At 52.5% G+C, this 19,806-nt stretch carries 14 protein-coding genes and 1 pseudogene; 6 read left to right on the forward strand and 9 right to left on the reverse strand.

Features of this window, described 5'->3' with window-relative positions; genetic code table 11:
* Positions 1 to 24 precede the first annotated feature (24 nt).
* The gene (locus tag OES20_08810) at positions 25 to 1,269 is read right to left on the reverse strand and encodes a DEAD/DEAH box helicase (protein MDH3634792.1); all 1,245 of its coding nucleotides are present in this window, start codon (positions 1,267 to 1,269) and stop codon (positions 25 to 27) included.
* A gap of 591 nt (positions 1,270 to 1,860) precedes the next feature.
* On the opposite strand from OES20_08810, the gene OES20_08815 reads away from it, so the two are divergent.
* The gene (locus tag OES20_08815; GenBank protein ID MDH3634793.1) at positions 1,861 to 2,394 is read left to right on the forward strand and encodes a PEP-CTERM sorting domain-containing protein; all 534 of its coding nucleotides are present in this window, start codon (positions 1,861 to 1,863) and stop codon (positions 2,392 to 2,394) included.
* Positions 2,395 to 2,472: 78 nt separating this feature from the next.
* On the opposite strand, the pseudogene OES20_08820 reads toward OES20_08815, so the two are convergent.
* Positions 2,473 to 3,587, reverse strand: a pseudogene (locus OES20_08820) (IS30 family transposase).
* 885 nt (positions 3,588 to 4,472) lie between these two features.
* On the opposite strand from OES20_08820, the gene OES20_08825 reads away from it, so the two are divergent.
* From OES20_08825 to OES20_08845, 5 genes are all read left to right on the forward strand, one after another.
* Positions 4,473 to 6,716, forward strand: coding sequence for a DUF3604 domain-containing protein (locus OES20_08825; protein MDH3634794.1), 2,244 nt, complete (start codon positions 4,473 to 4,475; stop codon positions 6,714 to 6,716).
* Positions 6,717 to 6,881: 165 nt separating this feature from the next.
* On the forward strand, positions 6,882 to 7,592 hold the full coding sequence (locus OES20_08830) for a hypothetical protein (GenBank protein MDH3634795.1): 711 nt from the start codon (positions 6,882 to 6,884) through the stop codon (positions 7,590 to 7,592).
* Between the two features lie 93 nt (positions 7,593 to 7,685).
* The gene (purB, locus tag OES20_08835) at positions 7,686 to 9,053 is read left to right on the forward strand and encodes an adenylosuccinate lyase (protein ID MDH3634796.1); all 1,368 of its coding nucleotides are present in this window, start codon (positions 7,686 to 7,688) and stop codon (positions 9,051 to 9,053) included.
* 6 nt (positions 9,054 to 9,059) lie between these two features.
* Positions 9,060 to 10,220, forward strand: a complete 1,161-nt coding sequence (locus tag OES20_08840; protein MDH3634797.1) for a cupin domain-containing protein — start codon at positions 9,060 to 9,062, stop codon at positions 10,218 to 10,220.
* 22 nt (positions 10,221 to 10,242) lie between these two features.
* A complete protein-coding gene (locus OES20_08845; GenBank protein ID MDH3634798.1) occupies positions 10,243 to 10,731 on the forward strand; it encodes a hypothetical protein in 489 nt (162 codons plus the stop codon).
* 27 nt (positions 10,732 to 10,758) lie between these two features.
* Here OES20_08845 and OES20_08850 read toward each other — a convergent pair whose 3' ends face one another.
* The 7 genes from OES20_08850 to OES20_08880 all read right to left on the reverse strand — a co-directional run bounded on the left by OES20_08850 (position 10,759) and on the right by OES20_08880 (position 19,652).
* Positions 10,759 to 11,736 carry a cysteine synthase A gene (locus tag OES20_08850; protein ID MDH3634799.1) on the reverse strand — a complete coding sequence of 326 codons (978 nt, stop codon included), beginning with the start codon at positions 11,734 to 11,736 and terminating at the stop codon, positions 10,759 to 10,761.
* A gap of 154 nt (positions 11,737 to 11,890) precedes the next feature.
* A complete protein-coding gene (locus OES20_08855) occupies positions 11,891 to 12,826 on the reverse strand; it encodes a glycerophosphodiester phosphodiesterase (GenBank protein MDH3634800.1) in 936 nt (311 codons plus the stop codon).
* Between the two features lie 92 nt (positions 12,827 to 12,918).
* The gene (locus tag OES20_08860; GenBank protein ID MDH3634801.1) at positions 12,919 to 14,865 is read right to left on the reverse strand and encodes an ATP-dependent DNA helicase; all 1,947 of its coding nucleotides are present in this window, start codon (positions 14,863 to 14,865) and stop codon (positions 12,919 to 12,921) included.
* Positions 14,866 to 14,868: 3 nt separating this feature from the next.
* Positions 14,869 to 15,270 (reverse strand): tetratricopeptide repeat protein, encoded by a 402-nt coding sequence (locus tag OES20_08865; GenBank protein ID MDH3634802.1) that lies wholly within the window; start codon positions 15,268 to 15,270, stop codon positions 14,869 to 14,871.
* The gene (gene mrcB, locus OES20_08870; protein MDH3634803.1) at positions 15,261 to 17,498 is read right to left on the reverse strand and encodes a penicillin-binding protein 1B; all 2,238 of its coding nucleotides are present in this window, start codon (positions 17,496 to 17,498) and stop codon (positions 15,261 to 15,263) included. Before mrcB ends, OES20_08865 begins: the two co-directional genes overlap by 10 nt.
* A 24-nt stretch (positions 17,499 to 17,522) precedes the next feature.
* Positions 17,523 to 18,581: a 3-deoxy-7-phosphoheptulonate synthase gene (locus OES20_08875; GenBank protein ID MDH3634804.1), complete on the reverse strand. Its 1,059-nt coding sequence runs from the start codon at positions 18,579 to 18,581 to the stop codon at positions 17,523 to 17,525.
* 69 nt (positions 18,582 to 18,650) lie between these two features.
* Positions 18,651 to 19,652, reverse strand: a complete 1,002-nt coding sequence (locus OES20_08880) for an adenosine kinase (GenBank protein ID MDH3634805.1) — start codon at positions 19,650 to 19,652, stop codon at positions 18,651 to 18,653.
* Positions 19,653 to 19,806: the final 154 nt, after the last annotated feature.

Here is a 19,806-nt window from a genome sequence, read left to right on the forward strand (position 1 = left end):
ATTGAATCGCGCAATTTCGATATTTTATCGTTTCGCGTTTACTGCCGAGCGCTGGATAGAATGACTGCGGTGACGTCGGCGTTGCTTTTGCGGTTGCCGGGCAGATTTTATAACCTTTGTTATAAAGGCTTCCCCGGTGTGGTAGCCGTCAATGATCCGCTTGGGTATTTCACGTTGAATGAATCGCTCGATATCACCTAGCTGTTTCAATTCGTCGATACATACCAGCGAGATTGCCTGTCCGCGGTGTCCTGCACGTCCTGTTCGGCCGATTCGATGGACATAATCCTCGGCAACATTGGGTAATTCGTAGTTGACCACATGGGGCAATTGATCGATATCTAGGCCTCGCGCTGCAATATCAGTTGCGACGAGCACCTGTATCTTGCCAAATTTGAAATCGGCCAGCGCCCTGGTACGCGCACCCTGGCTCTTGTTTCCGTGAATGGCGACTGCTTTAAGGCCGTCGGCATTCAGTTGTTTGGTCAGTCGATTAGCCCCATGTTTGGTGCGTGCGAAAACGAGTACCTGGCGCCAGTCGTTGGAACCGATCAGGTAGGAAAGTAATTCACGTTTGCGCAACCTGTCGACGGGGTGAATGATTTGCTCGATCGCATCCACAGTTGAGTTTCGATTCGCGACTTCTACCAGTGCCGGCGATTTCAGCAGGCTGTTGGCGAGCTTTTTTATATCGTTCGAAAAGGTTGCGGAGAAAAGCATGGTCTGCCTTTGTTTGGGCAGCAGCGCCAGCAATTTGCGGATATCATGGATGAAACCCATATCCAGCATGCGATCCGCTTCATCCAGCACCAATAGCTCAATCCTGGAGAGGTCCACCGATCCCTGGCTCGCAAGGTCGAGCAACCTACCAGGAGTAGCGACCAGTATATCGACGCCGCGACTTAGCACCTGCTTTTGAGGATTGATATTTACCCCGCCAAATACCACGGTTGATTTTAGCGGTAGCCATTTACCGTAGTCCTGTATGCTTTGGGTTACTTGTGCGGCAAGCTCTCGTGTCGGTGTAACCACGAGTGCGCGAATCGCGATGCGACCGTGCCGTGTCTGCTGGGATGACATGAGTCGCTGCAATATAGGTAACGTAAAACCTCCGGTTTTACCAGTCCCTGTTTGTGCGCTCCCCATCAGGTCACGACCTTTAAGAATTAGCGGGATTGTCTGTGTTTGAATGGGAGTCGGTGATCTGTATCCTTTTTCGGAAACGGCACGAACTAGCTCAGTCCGGAGACCAAGGGATTTAAATGACATGTTTTATTATTCTCCTGAAATCAACCCGCAAAACACTAGTGTTGTGATTGAACGGTCAGGGCGGATTTACATAAATGTTAGGGTAAGGACTCGGAAAAGATTTCCGATTTATTGACGGTGCAGTCCGATGAGCGCCGAATTGATGCCGCAAGGATACACGAATACCGGTATGAAAGCTGATTTATTTTCTGGGTGGATCAATGCGCCAGAATTTCTGAAACGCGACGCTGAATTGCAATTCTAGGCGAAAGCCGGCTTAGGGTCGGTTCTCGCCGTCGATTCATCGAGTTTGAGCGGCAGCTTTCTCAATAGCAGATCCTCACAAAACTAAGACGGGAGGCAATCTTCGGCCAACAGCGGACGCACGAGCAAATAGGATTGTGTATCTCGAACTGTCAGGATTTTTTACAGCCTCGTCCAAAAGTTGTAAATAATTTTTACACTTAAATGGCCTATCTGAATAGAGAAAGATAGCAATTTATTGATTTTATTACTTATTTTTATACTGGAGAGATAATTGCATTATATTGTAAGCATGTAGAAATAAGTCAGCTTGAATTAAACTCGAAATAATTTTATGAGGAAAAGTTTGTGAAATTGAGAAAAACAAAAATTATAGTGGCCACATGTGCGGTTGTGATCACCTTAAGCCTCGCGACTACTGCTCAAGCTGCAATAATGTCGGTCCTTGTAGGTACAAGTGGTGGCGATGACAATATTACGGCAGTAAATACACTAATAACAAATAATCCCAATTCAATTCCGGGCCTATTTGCAGTAACCGATCTCGATCTTAAGATTGACACACCGGCCATGGCAGGGCTAGGAATGAGCGGCGCGAATTACTCGATAGATAGCGTAGGTGCCATGGGCACTTGGAAGACCGATGGAGCTCCCGTCCACTATTATAGTATTAAAGGTGGTAACAACTTTGCTCTGTATTTTTCAGTAGCTGGTTTAACATCCGATATGTGGGACACTTCTGTAATTCCTAATGGAGGTGGAAAAAGCCCTGCTCTCTCCCATATTAGTTTCTGGAAACCAGTGCCAGAGCCTTCAATAGTAGCTTTATTCGCTCTTGGGCTCTTGGGGCTGGGGCTTTCTCGTCGTGGAAAACGCAACTAGCACTAAACAAACAAGATAGATATTAAAGCCATCCAATAGAGGTGGCTTTTTTATGGGCGTCCGCTTTGGGTTGCGGTTTCAACCGATCGACGCAACACATCGGTTAGATCGTTCTGCAGGCATTTCAAAGTTTAACGTTTTTCGAGGTCGTTCGTTGAGTCGCCTTGCTACGGCATTCAGTTTCACTTGTGACACATCCGACAGATCCAAGCCTTTCGGGAAATACTGCCTCAACAGACCATTGGTATTCTCATTGGAGCCACGCTGCCAAGGTTGCTGAGGATCACAGAAGTACACCTTGATGTCGGTCGCCAAGGAGAAGCGTTTTTGTGTTCAGCCATTTCCTTACCGCGATCCCAGGTGAGCGACTTGTAGAGTTCCTGGTGTAAATTGTGCGCATGCTTGACCAAGGCGTTGATCACCGTCTCGCTGTCCTTACTGTCAACCTTGGCCAACATGACGAAACGTGTATGACGCTCTTCCAGTGTGGCGATCTGGCTGTTGTCGCTGCCAAACAATAAATCGCCTTCCCAGTGCCCCGGTACAGCGCAGTCCTCAACTAAGGCCGGTCGCTCTCGGATTGATATCGTATCGGTAATCCTGCCACGGTCATCGGTCTTCTGCGAGTTGTGGCGAGAGCGTCGCATCACGCGTGCGCGCCTTCGATGCTGCAACAGCTCTTTCTTCAAGGCGCCACGCGCCTGAATGAAGAGGCTCTTATCGATGGTTTCATGTGACACCTGGTTGTGCTCGTCCCTCGAATAGGTGCGCTTGAGCCAGCCGGCGATCTGTTCTGGCGACCACTCTAACTGAAGTTTCCTGGCCACGATCTGTGCCAGCGCGCGGTTCTCTGCCAGTTTACAGATCTTCGGGCGTTTTGCCCGATCCCAGGCCGCCTGGTCGCCCTTGCTGGCCCGGTAACGTTGATGGCTACCATTGCGTCGTATCTCACGACTAACAGTGGATGGGGCTCGCCCCAGCATTGCTGCAATCGACCGGATCGAGCAACCAGCAACCAAACCTCGAGAGATCTCTTCGCGTTCGGCTAATGTTAGCGCCAATTGCGATCGTTGACGTGGTGCCGGGCGTATTCCTCCGGTCTCTGCCAAAATACCTTGGATCGACGAGTGATATTGGTCAAAAAGCCGAGCAATCGAGTGCAGGGTATCGCCTTGTTGCCAGCGGTCCCACATCAACGCCTTCTGTTTTTCGGTGTAATATATTCTCGGTCATTGCTTCATTATCAACATCCTCCTCTTTGTCACTAGAGATTAGATGTTGCATCGACCGATTGAGTCCACAGCCGTCAGCAGAAGTTGATTTTTGTTATCTGAGTGTCTGTTTTGGCGAATTACATATTCAGTAAACTAACAGATACCATCTCAAATGAAATGGTCAAGCTCGTGTGATTGAAAGGCAGCTGTGCGCTAATGCTGCAGTGGATCTGATGATTAGTGGGCTTTACTGTGACGTGCAAATACTACCCGCAAAATAGCTACGAAAAATACTGCGATTAGAATCACTAGAATGGCTTTTATCTTATCCATACCCCGGACCTGGATTACCTAATAGAACGGTAACAAGTACGGTCTTCTAGCGCATCACCCAAACAGAGTAAATCCATGGAGTTTGCAGGGTATTTGTGTGGATCACTTCACATTGCTGACATAAAACTCGGCTCAGTCTCCTTTGATTGTAATTTGTTCTTTGGCTACACGAAGCCTTTTGCCGTCTATGAATACTTCCGTGAAATCGTCTCCAGGAGGATTATCGATTGAATCGTTACGGGATTGTTCATATCGCGAAATCTTTTGTGCGAGAGACTTTTTCAGTTGCTGCTCGTGAGCTTCCCTGCGTTTTTCCTCTCTGTGTTTCTTCGATATCCAGTCAATCATAAAATTCTGTGTCGATTAAAGATAAGCGCATCAGGCTGACCATAATTAATAGAGCTGCCCCGCGCATCACTCGTTTGAGTTAAATCGTTCAATGTGTGACATTGTTACAACTGTTCCGGGTTCCGGGTAAACTAACCAGGTTTTTTCTGGCTCGCACACCAGGTTAACGAGGATAAGACCCCCATGCCCCACTCGACTTATCTCCCCGAAAGGATGGGTTCGGCGACGGTCGAACCGAGCGGTTGTTTCGAGGCTGGCTCCTACCAGGAGTTCACGCTTAGTTACACTGCCGGGTACTTCGGTATCGACGATACCGGCTCGATCAAAATCGTGCACCGGTTTGCCTCCGACATGGGTAAGCCCCAGTTCAATAATCCCACCGCTGCCAATTACGTCACCGCCGAAGCCACCAACGGCGCTATTCTGCACATCGAATACGACATGAAACGCAACATCCGCCCCTGGGATAAAACCCTGTATATCAAGGTGGTAAGGGGATTCCTGCGCGAGGGCGATCAAATCATCGTGCGTTTTGGCGACCGTCGCCAGGGATCGCCCGGTATGCGTATCCAGACCTTTTGCGAAAAGACTTTCGAATTCAAGGTACTGGTCGACGCGATAGCGACCTATAACTATGTCGAGTTGCCACAACAACCCGAGATCGAGATCGTCCCCGGCCCGCCGGTACTCTACAAAGCCATATTGCCCACGCTGCGGCGACAACAGGAGGGTTTCCGGCTTTGTATCAAGGGCGAAGATCGTTGGGGCAATCCTTCCAACCTTTGCGACCTGAACCTGAAGCTGCGCCCCAACATGAGCGTCACTGGCCTGCCCGATTCGGTAGCGCTTGTGAAAGGCGAGTTCACGCGAATTATCGAAGACCTCCGTGTCGCTGACACCGGCGATTTAATGATCGAGTTGCTCGATGCCAGTAACGATCTCGTCGCAAAATCCAATCCTTGCCGATTTGTCGCCGATGCCGGCTTGCTGCCCTACTGGGGGGACTTGCACGGCCAGTCAGAGGAAACCATCGGGACCAATTCCGCACGTGATTTCTACGAGTTTGCGCGCGACAAGGCATTTCTCGATATCTGCGTGCACCAGGGTAACGACTTTCAAATTACGAACGATTTCTGGCAGTGGTTGAATGAGCTTTCTGCCGAATTTACCGAGGATGGGCGTTTCATTGTTTTCCCCGGCTGGGAGTGGTCCGGGAATACCGGGCTTGGTGGCGACAGAAACGTGTTGCACCTGCACGAGGGCCGTCAAATTCACCGCTCTTCGCACGCGCTGGTGGATGACTTGTCGGATGTCGATACCGATGCAACCTCGGCCAGTGACTTGTTCGAGGCGTTAAAGGATGAGGATTGCACGGTATTTGCTCATATCGGCGGACGTTATGCCGATATCAAGGTTGCGCATGATCAACGCATCGAGAAAGGCGTCGAGGTACATTCCGCCTGGGGGACCTTCGAATGGCTGGTGCACGACGCCTTCGAGCAGGGTTACCGCGTTGGTATCCTGTCGAATTCGGATGGGCACAAGGGGCGCCCCGGCGCATCACACCCGGGCTCGACCAGCTTCGGTGCTTACGGTGGCCTGACCTGCGTTCTGGCACCCGAGTTTACGCGTGCGGGCATAATGCAGGGTTTACGCAAACGACATCACTACGGCACCACCGGTAGCCGTGTCCTGCTGGATACCCGGATTGAATTCGCGAACGAGGCCGAGCTGTTCGCTGACGATCCACGACTGGGTGATGTCGACTCCGAGATGGTGCGTACCGCGATGATGGGCGACATCCTGCAAACCTCGGAGGACCAGGTAAGGTTCACCATCGACGTACACAGCGCGGCACCCATCGAACGCATCGATATCCGCAATGGGCTTGATACCCTGGAAGTGTTCCGGCCATACACGGAAGCCGAACTCGGCAAGCGTATCCGCGTGGTCTGGGAAGGTTCCGAGTATCGCGGCCGCGGCCGTGAAACCCTATGGGACGGATATGCCGAGCTCAGCGGCAATAGTTTCGACGCGCTGGCCCCGATCAACCATTACAACATCGACCGTCGTTTCGAACAAACTGCCGCCGGGCGCGTCGAGTGGAGCGCACTCACGACGGGTGGATTTGGCGGCTTCGAAGCGGTATTGCGGGAACGCGATCAAGGTACCTTGCGCATCGACACCGCTCTGGTGCAGCAGGAAATCGAGATCCAGGATATTGGACGCGATGAGCTCATCTTCGCCAACGGCGGCATCGAGCGTCGTATTCGCGTGTTCAGGCTACCCGACCATAATCCCCATTATGCATTGAAAATTGAACGCGAAATCGAGCTGGTCGCACAGCGCGATAACCCGCTTTATGTCCGCGTCACTCACGAGGATGGGCATTACACCTGGTCCAGCCCGATATACCTGATCCGATAACCAGCCACCTTTTGGACCCTTTTTAAGCCAGCAAACCCGGATTTTTTCGATATTTTCGGTACTGGGTCACATTCACGGTATGATTGATCAAAAAATTGGCTGAAGCCGTGTTATTACCGACATTTGTGCTATTTTTATTAGGTTCCAAACCACCAAATCTAATAAATGACCGAAGCCAATATTGAATCAGTCGAAATCGATCTGGAGCCTTTCGAGGACGATACCACCACGAATTTTTCCGATAACGAGCAGATTCCAGTCGAACACATCAACTTCGAGTTCGAGCAGCTCAGCAAACCTCATGGCATCCATCGGCAGTTCACTATTTTCAACGACACGCACTGTTATCAATCGGTCAAAATAAAGCACCAGCGCAAGTACAAGTTTCGTATCGATCTCGCTTACCTGGACCCCCGGCCGTTTAGAATCCGCATCAAACCCTGGAAATGGTTATATGCGAGCCTGGCATTGCTGGGGCTCGATGTGGCATTGATACTTACCGGCTGGCTCGACACCTCGTCGATCAATTTTTTCGGCATTTTCACGGCGGTTACCGTGGTAGCGGTCATGTGTCTGCTGGCATTTTTCTACTATTCCCGTGACAAGGTCATTTTCCGCAGCCAGTATGGCAGGATTAAACTGGTGGAATTGATCAACAAGAACCCTGACAACGCCAGGTTTCGTAGTTTTGTCAATAAATTCGTCGTGCAGATCAACAAGAGCAAAACTGCCAAGGGCCTGAATCAGAGCAAGCTCCTGGCGCTCGAATTGCGGGAACTGCGCCGCCTCAAGGATGAAGCCATCGTTCCCGAAGTTTCCTACGAAAAAGCCAAGCAGGTAATCTTCAAGCACGAGGCTTTCAGCGCCAACGATTGACAGGCCTTTGTTTCGGTTGGCTTTCAAGCCCTTAATGTCATTACCGGCGTTGAACTTTGGTGTAATATAAACGTTTTAGCCAGCGTTTTATCTATGCACCTGGACCCACTCACCGCGATCTCCCCAATCGATGGCCGTTATGCGGCAAAAACCGGGGGGCTGCGCGACATCTTCAGTGAATATGGACTGATCTATCATCGTTTAGTGGTCGAGATCCGCTGGTTCCAGTGCCTGTCCCGAACTCCCGACATAGACGAAGTCCCGGAGTTCTCGAAATCTGCAAACGCGTTGCTGGAGTCGATCATTGAAAATTTCGATGTTGCCCAGGCGCAGCGCATCAAGGAGATCGAGAAAACCACCAATCACGATGTCAAGGCAGTAGAGTATTACCTGAAAGAGCAGGTCGCACAAAACGCCGAGCTTAACCAGGTCTCGGAGTTCATTCATTTCGGTTGTACCTCGGAAGATATCAACAACCTGTCCCATGCCTTGATGCTGAATAAGGGTCGCGAGCAGGTTTTCCTGCCGATGGCGAACGAGATACTCGATATGATAACCGCGCTGGCGCATCAACATGCGGCGATCCCGATGATGAGTCGTACCCACGGACAGCCCGCATCGCCGACAACGCTGGGTAAGGAGTTTGCCAACGTGGCTTATCGCATGCGGCGTCAGCTAAACCTGATAGAGTCAATCGAAATGCTTGCCAAACTGAATGGTGCGGTGGGCAACTATAATGCGCTGTTAAGTGCCTATCCCGACAGTGACTGGCCGGCGATCGCCCGGCAATTCGTCGAATCGATGGGGCTTGCGTGGAATCCCTATACCACCCAGATTGAACCGCATGACTATATCGCCGAATTATTTGATGCCATGGCGCGATTTAATACCATTCTGATTGATTTCAGTCGGGATATCTGGAGTTACATCTCGATCGGTTACTTCAGGCAGCGGGCCATCGAGGGCGAAGTTGGATCATCGACGATGCCACACAAGGTTAACCCGATTGATTTCGAGAATGCCGAGGGTAATTTCGGTATCGCTAATGCCCTGTTTCATCACCTGTCCCAAAAATTGCCCGTTTCCCGCTGGCAGCGCGACTTGACGGATTCGACCGTGTTGCGCAATCCCGGCACCGGTATCGGTCACGTCATCATCGCGCTGGATTCATTGAAGCGTGGTATCGACAAGCTCGAAGTGGATGGCGATGCCATTGCCACCGATCTCGACCAGAACTGGGAGGTGCTTGCCGAACCGATCCAGACCGTCATGCGGCGTTACGGTATCGAGCAGCCTTATGAAAAACTCAAGGCCCTGACTCGCGGACAAAAAATCGACGCCGACGCGATACGCCGGTTCGTCGATTCGCTCGATATACCGGAGAGTGCCAGGCAGGAACTGATCAAGCTATCTCCCGCCAGCTATATTGGCAATGCCACCGAGCAGGCAAAGAAAATCTAAATCAGCATGTGGCAATTAAAGGATTTTGACAGCGAAACTTTTATCAGCCGCTATTGGCAGAAGCAGCCCTCGGTTTTCCGTGGCGCCCTGGTAAACCAGGCGGATCGACTCGAGTCACCGGTAAGCCCGGAGGAACTCGCCGGGCTTGCCTGTGAAGAAGACGTCCATTGTCGACTGGTCATCGAAAAGGACGGCTCCAGCCCCTGGCAACTGAACTACGGTCCCTTCGAGGAACAGGATCTTCTGAACTTGCCTGAAACGCATTACTCGCTGCTGGTATCGGAATGCGAGAAGTGGTTTCCCGAGCTCACCGACCTGCTCGACCAGTTTCGATTTATCCCGGACTGGCGTATCGATGATTTGATGATCAGTTATGCGCCCGCCGAAGGCTCGGTCGGGCCCCACGTCGACGAATACGATGTGTTCCTGCTGCAGGTATTGGGATCGAGACGCTGGCAATTCTGTGAGACCCCTACCCGGCAACCGCAACTGATTCCAGACCTCGAACTTGCCATCCTGCAGGAATTTGAACCCGATCAGGATATCGTTCTTGTGCCCGGTGACATGCTGTACCTGCCACCCGGTTATGCGCACCACGGCATCGCAGTCGATCGCTGCCTGACTTACTCGATCGGATTCCGGGCGCCCACCGCAACCAGCGTGCTTGAAGCTTTTGCCCTGCAAACAGAGCGCGATGGCTCCGGTCTTAAGCGCTACGGTGACGCCGACCTCGAACTTGACCGCCACCACGCTGAAATTACCGATGTCGAGATTGAACGATTGCAATCCCTTGCTACCGATCTATTGCAGCAACCGGGGGGCGTCTGGCGCGATGTGGTTGGAAAAATGCTTTCCGATAGTCCCGTTGAGCCGCCGCTTGATGATGATCAACCGGTCTACGTATCTGACTTGCTATCCTGTACCTGGTTTCGACATCCCGAAACCCGGATGTTCTATCATCAGGCGGAGCAAAACATTACGCTATATTACAATGGAAAATCTCGCGAATTGCCGCAAGGCCCGGATATACTCGAACACTTGCAGCAGTTATGCGACAACCGGGAATGGTCGACTGAACTGATCAACGCATGCATCAAGATAGAACCCATGGAGAGCCTGCTGATCGAGCTTGCATCAAGCCAGGCGATCCTGCCTATTAATGACTAAATTACGTAAAATTCAATAAGATATGAGCGATAATTCAAGTATATTGTTAGAAGGGCGACAGGACTGTCGGGAAGCGGCAAAAATCCTCATTCTCGGATCCGTCGGGCGTGTTTACCTGATCACCCAGCACCTCGAGCCCGAGCTCTATAACGACGCCGAAATTTACGACCACCTGTCGCAACTGGCGGTCAATAACCGTAACACCGATATCCGCATTATCACGCACGATACCCGTGTCGCCGCAAACCAGGGTCATCGACTGATACATCTCGCCCAGCAGCTCCCGACGTTTGTCCAGATTCGTACCACGGTTACCCCGGAACACCGGAAATTTCGCGAAAGCTGGCTGATCTCCGATGACAGCGCCTACATGCGTATCCGCAATCCCGAGCGTTTCGAAGGCTATTACGAAATCGACAATAAGCTTGAATGCAGGTCCTATTACGACGGTTTCATGGAAATGTGGGAAACCTGCGAGCAGGACCAGAATACACGGCGACTCAGCCTCTAAAAGGACATTATCGGTCCAGCCACGTTGCTACGGGGTGGTTAGACTTTTTTGTGCCAGCCATTCACGGTTGAACAGACTCGATCGGTACTTGCCACCGCCGTCACACAGCACGGTCACAACGGTATGTCCCGGACCGAGTTCGCGAGCAACTTCTAGAGCGCCACAAACGTTGACACCGGAACTCGAACCCAGAAATAAGCCCTCTTCATGCAACAATCGATAGACCATGTCGACGGCGTCCTGGTCGGCGATCTGTAGCGCCCTGTCAATCCGGGCACCATCCAGGTTGTCCGTGATGCGACTGTTACCGATGCCCTCGGTAATGGAGGTTCCCTCACTCATAGTCGCGACTCCTATCGTTATAAAGCTGTAGAGCGCGCTGCCAATGCAATCCAGCAGTACCAGCTGGATATCTTCTCGTTGCTGCTTGAGATATTTTGAAACGCCGGCGATTGTTCCACCGGTACCGACCGCACAGACGAAGGCATCCACCCTGCCCCCGGTTTGTTGCCAAATCTCGGGCCCAGTCGATTCGTAGTGAGCGAGCCGATTGGCAGTATTATCGAACTGGTTTACCCAGACCGCCTTTTTCAGCGACTCGGCGAATCGACCGGCCTGCTTTTGATAGTTCATCTCGTTCGCATAGGGCACCGTCGGTACAACTCGCACGTCAGCTCCCAGCGTGTTGAGAATTTCGACTTTTTCCGGCGACTGGTTGTCCGGCATGAAAATGACACAGGAATAGCCGCGCGCATTGCAAATATGGGCCAGACCAATACCGGTGTTTCCGGCAGTACCCTCAACGATGGTGCCGCCAGGCTGTAACAGACCACTACGCTCGGCCTCGCGAATCATCCACCAGGCGGCACGATCCTTGACCGAACCACCCGGATTCATGAACTCCGCCTTTCCGAGAATGTCGCAACCGGTTGCTGCAGACATCGCTTGTAAACGAATCAGCGGCGTATTACCGATTGCTCCGACAAAACCGTCGCACACCTTCATTGGTGCTTACCCTGCGTCAAAGTAGAGAAAGCATAATCATTTATTGCCTGATTGCCCAGTTGTCGCGGGCATTCAGGGCTGCAACGGCTGTTGACTGGACTGCGCAGGCATTAAAAATCAGCCGCAGGTAGCAGTATGGTTACGATACCGCGGTTCAGTAATTCACTGGAGCCGATACCGGTACCGGAAGGCCAAGCTCCACCATAACCCGGCGCAGACGGTCGGGGTAGTCGGTGATAATGCTATCGACTCCCATTTCAATCAGCTCGTGCATGCGGCTGGTTTCATTAACCGTCCACACGCTTACCGATAATCCCAGGTCATGGGCTAACTTTATCGACTCGGCATCGACTTCCCGGTGGAAGGCAGACCAGACATCACCCCCGGCCGCTTTGATCGCACGCGCCGCACTGCCGTCGAAGTTATCCACGTCGAGTCCGTTAAGCCAGGGTGAAGACCCGTCGACACCCGTTTGCAGGTTACTCATCCAGCGCTGGTTAACCGTCAGGTAGGAAGTCGTGATTTCCGGGGCCAGATCCTGCACTTCCCTGAGTGCACGCCAGTCAAATGATTGCAGCACGACGCGGTCTTCCATTTGGTAACGACGCACCTCGTCGATTACGGCCCGCACGAACTGCCCGGGCGGAAATGTCAGCTCCGGTCGCTCAGGATTGATTTTGACCTCGATATTAAATCTGACTGATTGACTGCCGGATTTGTTAACCAACTCGAATACTTCGCCCAATGTTGGTACCGAAGTTCCGTCAACTGGCTGTTGCCCTGGATATCGCTCGGCATACTCGCTGGCTGGGTTCAGGCGTCCGACATCATAGGATTTTACCGTCGCGAGCGTCATTGAATGAATCGTGGGACTGCTTTGCACGAGCCACTCTCCATTGGGATAGCGTGCAATTTCCGGCTCCAGGCGCAGATTGTGGCTAACCACGACCCGGGAGTCCGCGGTAACCGCAAGATCCAGTTCCAGGGTCGTCACACCGATGGCGAGGGCTTTCGCAAATCCGGGTAAAGTATTCTCCGGCATCAAGCCGCGCGCACCCCGGTGGCCCTGCAAGTCGAAGCCATGGGCCATTGATGTCAAACCGGTTAATGCAACAACAAGACCCGTTCCTACTATCTTTGCGGTCCAGCTTTCTATCTGGATTGGTGCCAGTATCCTATCCACTAACTGTTATTTTTTTTATCCAGCTGCCGTGTGAAGAGCCTGACTTCTTCGAAGTCTGAACTGCGCCGCATTGGCGGTAAGCTATCGAGCATGCCCCTGCCATAAGCCTTTGTATTGAGCCTATTATCGCAGAGCACCACGATTCCCCGGTCGCCCACATCGCGAATCAGCCGACCGACTCCCTGGCGCAGGCTGATGGTCGCCTCCGGAACCTGCACCTCGACGAAGGCATTACCACCGTTCTGATTGACCTGCTGTATGCGTTTTCGATAAACCGGGTCGTTTGGTGCTTTGAATGGCAACTTGTCGATGATCACGCAACGCAGTTGGTCGCCCTTGACATCGACCCCTTCCCAGAAACTGCTGGTTCCAAGCAGTACCGGATTTTCAGTTTTAATGAATTGCAGCAACAGTTCGTTGCGCTGCAGCTCCCCCTGTACCAGCAGCGGGTAATCGGTATGTTTGCGCAGGTATTCCGCGGTCCAGGTCAACATTCGATAACTGGTAAACAGGATAAAACAACGACCCTGCATCAACTCGATAAGATCGAGGCATAATTCACCGAAACACTGTGCAAAGCGATCATCGGATGGATCGGGTAAATGCGTCGGCAGGTAAAGCATCGCCTGCTGCGGGTAGTCGAATGGGCTGTCAAAGCTGGCACAGTCGATTCCGTTCAATCCGAGGCGCTCGGTATAGAACCTGAAGGACTGCTGCGAGCTGAGCGTGGCCGAGGTAAAAAATACCGAGGCAATAGTGGCCGCTTCGAGCTGCTCGCGAAACTCGTTTGCTACTTCCAGTGGCGACTGCACGAGGCGAAAACTGCGCTCGTTCAGTTCGTACCAGCTCACCCGGTTATCGACCGGTTCGAGAAAACTGGCCAGGGCGAGCTTGAGCATTTGCAAGCGTCGATGGCAGACCGCGAGTTCCTTGCCCCGTCTGGCCATAGGCTCGAGTTCATCGTCAAGTTCATCAATCGATTGCTGCAGTGAAGTGACTGCCTGTTGAATTGCGGGCGCATTCTGGACACGCTCCCACTCCCCTTTCTGTGCAAAAGGACGCAACGCCAGCATCAGGTCGGCAGCACTTTTTGCCAGCTTGCCGCTGTGCTTCTTTAACGTTTTTGACTCGGCAGCTTCGGTTACCTCGGCTTCCGTGATATCCCGGCAAAGGTTATCGATCTGGCGCATCGTGATTTGCTGACCATAAAAATTTCCTGCGATCTCCGGCAGTTGATGTGCTTCGTCAAATATCAACACATCGGCCTCGGGTAGCAGTTCCCCAAAACCGTCCTCCTTCAGGGCCTGGTCCGAAAAGTACAGGTGATGGTTAATGACCACGATGTCAGCATCCATCGCGCGCTTGCGTGCCTTCAGCACAAAGCACCGATCTATTTCAGGGCATTCGCCACCGAGGCAGTTTTCGGCATTTGAAGTCGCGTAATACCACAGGCTATCGTTTTCCGGGATATTGGCGAATTCACCGATATCCCCACTGTCGCTCACTTCGGCCCAGTCCGCCATGGCGCGAAAAACCGCCGCCATGTCGCGGCTTTTAAAGCGATCCTGTGTGCGATATTTTTTTAACCGCTGCAGGCAGCAGTAATTGCTACGACCTTTCAACAGGGCAACCTTTTTCGAGCTGACAATGGACTTGCGGATTAACGGAATATCTTTTTGAAACAGCTGGTCCTGCAGGTTGCGAGTCCCGGTCGATATAACAACCCTGGCATCGCTGAGGAAAGCGGGTACCAGGTATGCAAATGATTTGCCGATACCGGTACTCGCCTCGATCACTCTCGACTCGCCGAGCGCAATCGCTTCATCGATCAAATGCGCCATGCCAAGCTGGCTCGAACGCGGTTGAAAATCGTCGATATGTTCGGCAATGATGCCATCACTGCCGAGCACCGAGTCCACCTTCAATTCTGTCGCGAGTTCGCCCAATCCCTAACCCGGCTGGCACTTCGGCTTGAGCCGGTCGTTCGCAGAAATCAAGTCCTCGTCGAAGCTGCCGTAACTGTTCGATCGTTCGATCATCGCCAGGCAGCGATCATACTGTGCGTCCCGCCAATAGGTTTGTGCCAGGTAATGCCAGCTCCAGGCGTTACGCGGCTGAATCTTGATCGCACGTTGCAGGTAATCGACAGCCAGCTGGTACTGTTCCCCGTTAAGCGCGGCAAGCGCCTGGTTCTGCAATTCGGTGACGGGTCGAACCTCGAGCTGGCTGACCTCGATATCATCCTGGTATCGATTGGGTGGTTTGTGTGGAATACTGCAGGCCGTCGCAACCGACAGGATTGACAGTATCGCCACGCGACAAAGCAAACGAGGGGTAATTGCTACTGGCATCGAGAGCGTGCGGTTGGAACCTGGTCTTTGGGAAACGGTAACAATACACTAATTTCGCAGGATTTACGGGTAATTCCGCCGTTGGCCGGATTGATATGATGCCAGCTGAGACTATCGTCCCGGCTAATCTTGAATGACTCAAATCCCTGTAGTTCCATGATGTCCGACCAGACCTTCAATGCGCCCGATGATCCGGTCAGGTTGATCGGCCCATTATCATCGCGACCCAACCACACCACGGTCAGCAACCGGCTCGAAAATCCAGCGAACCATGAGTCGCGTGCCTCGTTGGTGGTACCGGTCTTTCCTGCCAGCGTCTGTGCGGGAAATCGCTCGGCCAGGTATCCTGCAGTCCCGTTTTCGGTGACGCCGATCATCGCACGCTGTACCTGGATCATGCGGGCCTGGTCAAATAACTTGTGTGACTCGAGCGGCACCCGTTCCAGGGTCTGGTTGTCATGATCGGTAACGCTCCTGATCGTTGTTAACGGCGTGAAGTAGCCATTATTGGCGATCACCTGGTACATCTGCGACACTTCGTAAGCCGACATCGACGTGGTGCCCAGTAACATTGAGGGATAAACCACGTCGTGCTTTAGCAATTTGATCCGCGCCAGGTTCTCGGCCAGCGCTTCGAGTCCACCCGATACGCCAAGCTGGACAAACGGCAGGTTGTACGAGTGGACGAAGGCCTCGTAAAGGCTCATTTCACCATGCAGTTCGCGATCGTAATTGCGCGGCTCCCAGATTTTGCCATCCGACTGCTGAATGCGAATCGACTCGTCTTTAACCTTGCTGGCCAAAGTCAGGCTGTCTCCAAGCAGGCTGTAGAGTAGTAGCGGTTTGATCAGTGATCCGATCGGGCGCTGCGCCATGAGTGCCCGGTTAAATCCTGGAAAATCGGTCGTTCGATCTCCAACCAGCGCCTGGATATCGCCATTGAGATAATCGGCAATTATGACTGCAGCCTGCAGCTCAGGCTGACTAAACCGACCCAGACCGCGGGTTAATCCAAGTTCGAGATTTTGCTGCAACAACGGGTCGAAGGCGGTAAATACGCGCAGACCACGTCGCGCCAGCTCAGCACTGGAGTAGCTCGACTGCAGCTGGCGTTTGACCAGGTCGAGGTAAGCCGGAAACGGGTTTATACCCGGTAACTTATCGACAATGCCGAGCGGAGCGTCTAACGCGCTGGAATATTCTTCCTCACCCAGCAATCCCTGTTCAAACATGATTTTGAGTACCAGGTTGCGTCGAGACACTGCGGTATCGGGTGATGTAAACGGATTGTAACGTGACGGGCCCTTGACCATGCCGACCAGCAGGGCCAGGTGCTGCGTCTCGAGGCTATCGACGCTGCGCCGAAACAGCATCCGGCTGGCCTGGGCAAATCCGTGGATGGCGATGCGCTTTTGTTGCAGCACAAACACTTCGTTGACGTAGGCGGTGATAATCGCGCTTTTACTGAAACGGATTTCCAAAATCATCGCCATGAAAGCCTCGTTAATCTTCCGCAGCAGCGTTTTTTCCGGTGTCAGAAACAGGTTCTTGGCTAGTTGCTGAGTAAGCGTACTGCCACCCTGCACGGCCCTGCCTGCTTTCAAATTTGCCAGGGTTGCGCGCAGTATCGCCATCGGGCTCAGGCCCCAGTGCTGGAAAAACTGGCGATCCTCAACCGCAATCAGGGTATCGATCAATTGTTCTGGAACCTCGTCCTCGGCCAGCAGCAAACGATCTTCATCATTGTCCGGGTAGTAACTACCCAGGATCACGGGTGGTAATCGAAACAAGTCCAAATTTTGGCTGCTGTTCGAGTCGACCAGCCCCGAGATCCGCCCCTGATCAAAAAATATCTGTACCAACCTTGCTTCCTGGTACTGCGTGCCGAAATCAAATGGACGGGCATAGACTTCAAGGGATTCTCCCAGCAGACGATACTGGCCGGGTATGGGTTCGGATTTAACCATCAGGTAACTCGATAGTTCGAGCTCGTAAATCAGCTGTTCCCGTGTTAGCGCCAGGTTGGGATAAAGCTCCTGCGCTCTGGCAAAAACACGCGACGGGATGGCCCAGGTATCACCCTCGAAACGACCGTTGATCAAGTGATTAAGATAACCAAGGTAGATGGCAAACGCCGATACCAGGACCAGTGCCCCGACCAGGCGGTAGTGCCTCCGCTGTCGGCGCCTGGCGGATTTCGCTTTTTTGCGTTTTGGTTTGGGTGGCATCGCGGCGCCGCTTAAGCCCGGCGACTACCCGGTTTTCCGTTTCGCTTTTACCGCTTCAGCGAGTTCATGCAACAACATCTCGGAATCCTCCCATCCAATACAGGCATCGGTAATGCTTTGACCGTAGGTCAGTTTGGCGCCCGCCTTGAAATCCTGCCGACCTTCAAACAGGTGGGACTCAATCATCAGGCCGAAAATATTATCCTGGCCAGTTTTAATTTGATGGATGATGTCACGGCAAACCTCGATTTGCTTATGAAACTGTTTCTGACTGTTGGCGTGACTGGTGTCGATCATCAGGCGCGGATTCAGGCCCGATGATTCAAGTTTTTCGGTCACTGCAGCCACGCTGACACGATCATAGTTCGGACGGTCACTACCACCGCGCAGAATGACATGGCTGTACTCATTACCGGCAGTCGTGAAAATAGCCGAATGCCCTTGCAGCGTGATCGAGATAAAGTGATGCGATCCCTGGGCTGCTCGCATCGCGTCGATTGCGACCTGCACACCGCCATCGGTACCGTTCTTGAAACCCACCGGGCAGGAAAGACCCGATGCCAGTTCACGATGTCCCTGGCTCTCGGTCGTGCGGGCGCCGATCGCGCCCCAGGAAACCAGGTCGGAAATATACTGCGGACTGATTAAATCAAGATACTCGTGACCTGCCGGCACACCCTTTTCGGCGAGGCTTAGCAACAGTTCGCGCGCCTTGCGCACGCCCTTGTTGATATGGAAGCTGCCGTCCAGGTCGGGATCGTTGATCAGGCCTTTCCAGCCAACCGTGGTGCGGGGTTTCTCAAAATAAACCCGCATGACGATTATCAATTCGTTGTTGAGTTCTTCCATTAGCTTACTCAACCGGTCGGCATACTCATGCGCAGCCTTGGTGTCGTGTATCGAGCAGGGTCCGATGATTACCACGAGGCGGTCATCCTTGCCGTCCAGCACGTCGTAAATCTGCTGGCGTGTTGTCGTAACCGTATTCGCAGCCAGCTCCGACAGGGGTAGATCCTGCATCAGGGCCTCGGGCGTCTGAATTTCCTTGGTGCCGATAATACGCAGGTCTTTGGTTTGGGGCATCGTCATGTTGAGTGTTTTCCGGTGCAGCTATCTACTTGAAAAAAGGCGGTATTCTTATCTATTGAACGCTCAAATACCAGCAGTAAATGATTCCAGCAGACCCTGGGTTTGCTCTGTCTTCAAACGCGGACCGAACTGGGTAACGATCTTTGCCGAGGCCAGCGACGCAAGATTCCCCGCCTGGTGAAAACTCATGCCCTCGCACAGCCCGTACAGAAAGGCGCCCGCAAACATGTCGCCCGCGCCCAGTGTATCGATCGCCTGCACCTGTACCGGTTTTATTTCGATTAAGGCAACCCCGTCGAACAGCAAGGCGCCGTCCTTGCCCCGGGTGATTGCGAAACTGCGGGATATCTTCTTGAACAATTGCAGCGCCTCGTCAAGGCTGTCAGTACCGGCCAGCTCCCTGGCTTCATCATCGTTGGCAAACAACAGGTCGACGCGATCGCCGATCATGGCCTCGATCGAATCGCGAAAAAATTTGACCATGTTCGGATCCGAAAGGGTCAGCGAGGTTTTGATTTCCCGGCTTTCAGCGATTCGGCGCGCTTCGATAGCGGCATCACGAGTATTTTCGGAGCTCGCCAGGTAACCTTCGATATAAATGTACTCAGACTGTTTTATGGCTTCGGTATCGATATCACTGCTATCGAGTTCGGCACTCACCCCGAGAAAGGTATTCATGGTACGATCCGCATCTGGGGTAACGAATACCAGGCATTTGCCGGTTACGCCGGTCGGTAGCGGTTTAAAATCAAGATTCGAGTTCACGCCTGAATCGTGCAGGTCCCGGGCAAAAATCTGTCCGGTCATATCGCTCGAAACGCGACAGTCGAGGTGAGTCCTGGCACCCATCTGGGCAAGCGCAATAATCGTGTTCGCCGCAGAACCTCCACAGGTCATGCTTTCGTGCGACTCCCCCAGCTGCGCGATCAGGCTGTTCTGGCGTTGTTCATCGATGAGCGTCATGACACCCTTTTCAATATTCATTTCCAGCAGCTGGTGGGGCGTGGCGTGGTACTCGATGTCGACCAGGGCATTGCCAATCGCGTATACGTCAAACTTCTTCATAAATGTCCTTTAATTCAGTGATTTACTCGAGGCAGTTTAATCGCCTTATCAGCTTGCTAGGATAATCTTTTGATTCGCCTGTGAAAACAAAATTAATCCCGAAATATTCGGTGTTTATCCTTTTCAAAGCGGCATAAAACGACTATATATACAG

The organism is Gammaproteobacteria bacterium, assembly GCA_029862005.1.
Taxonomy (GTDB): Bacteria; Pseudomonadota; Gammaproteobacteria.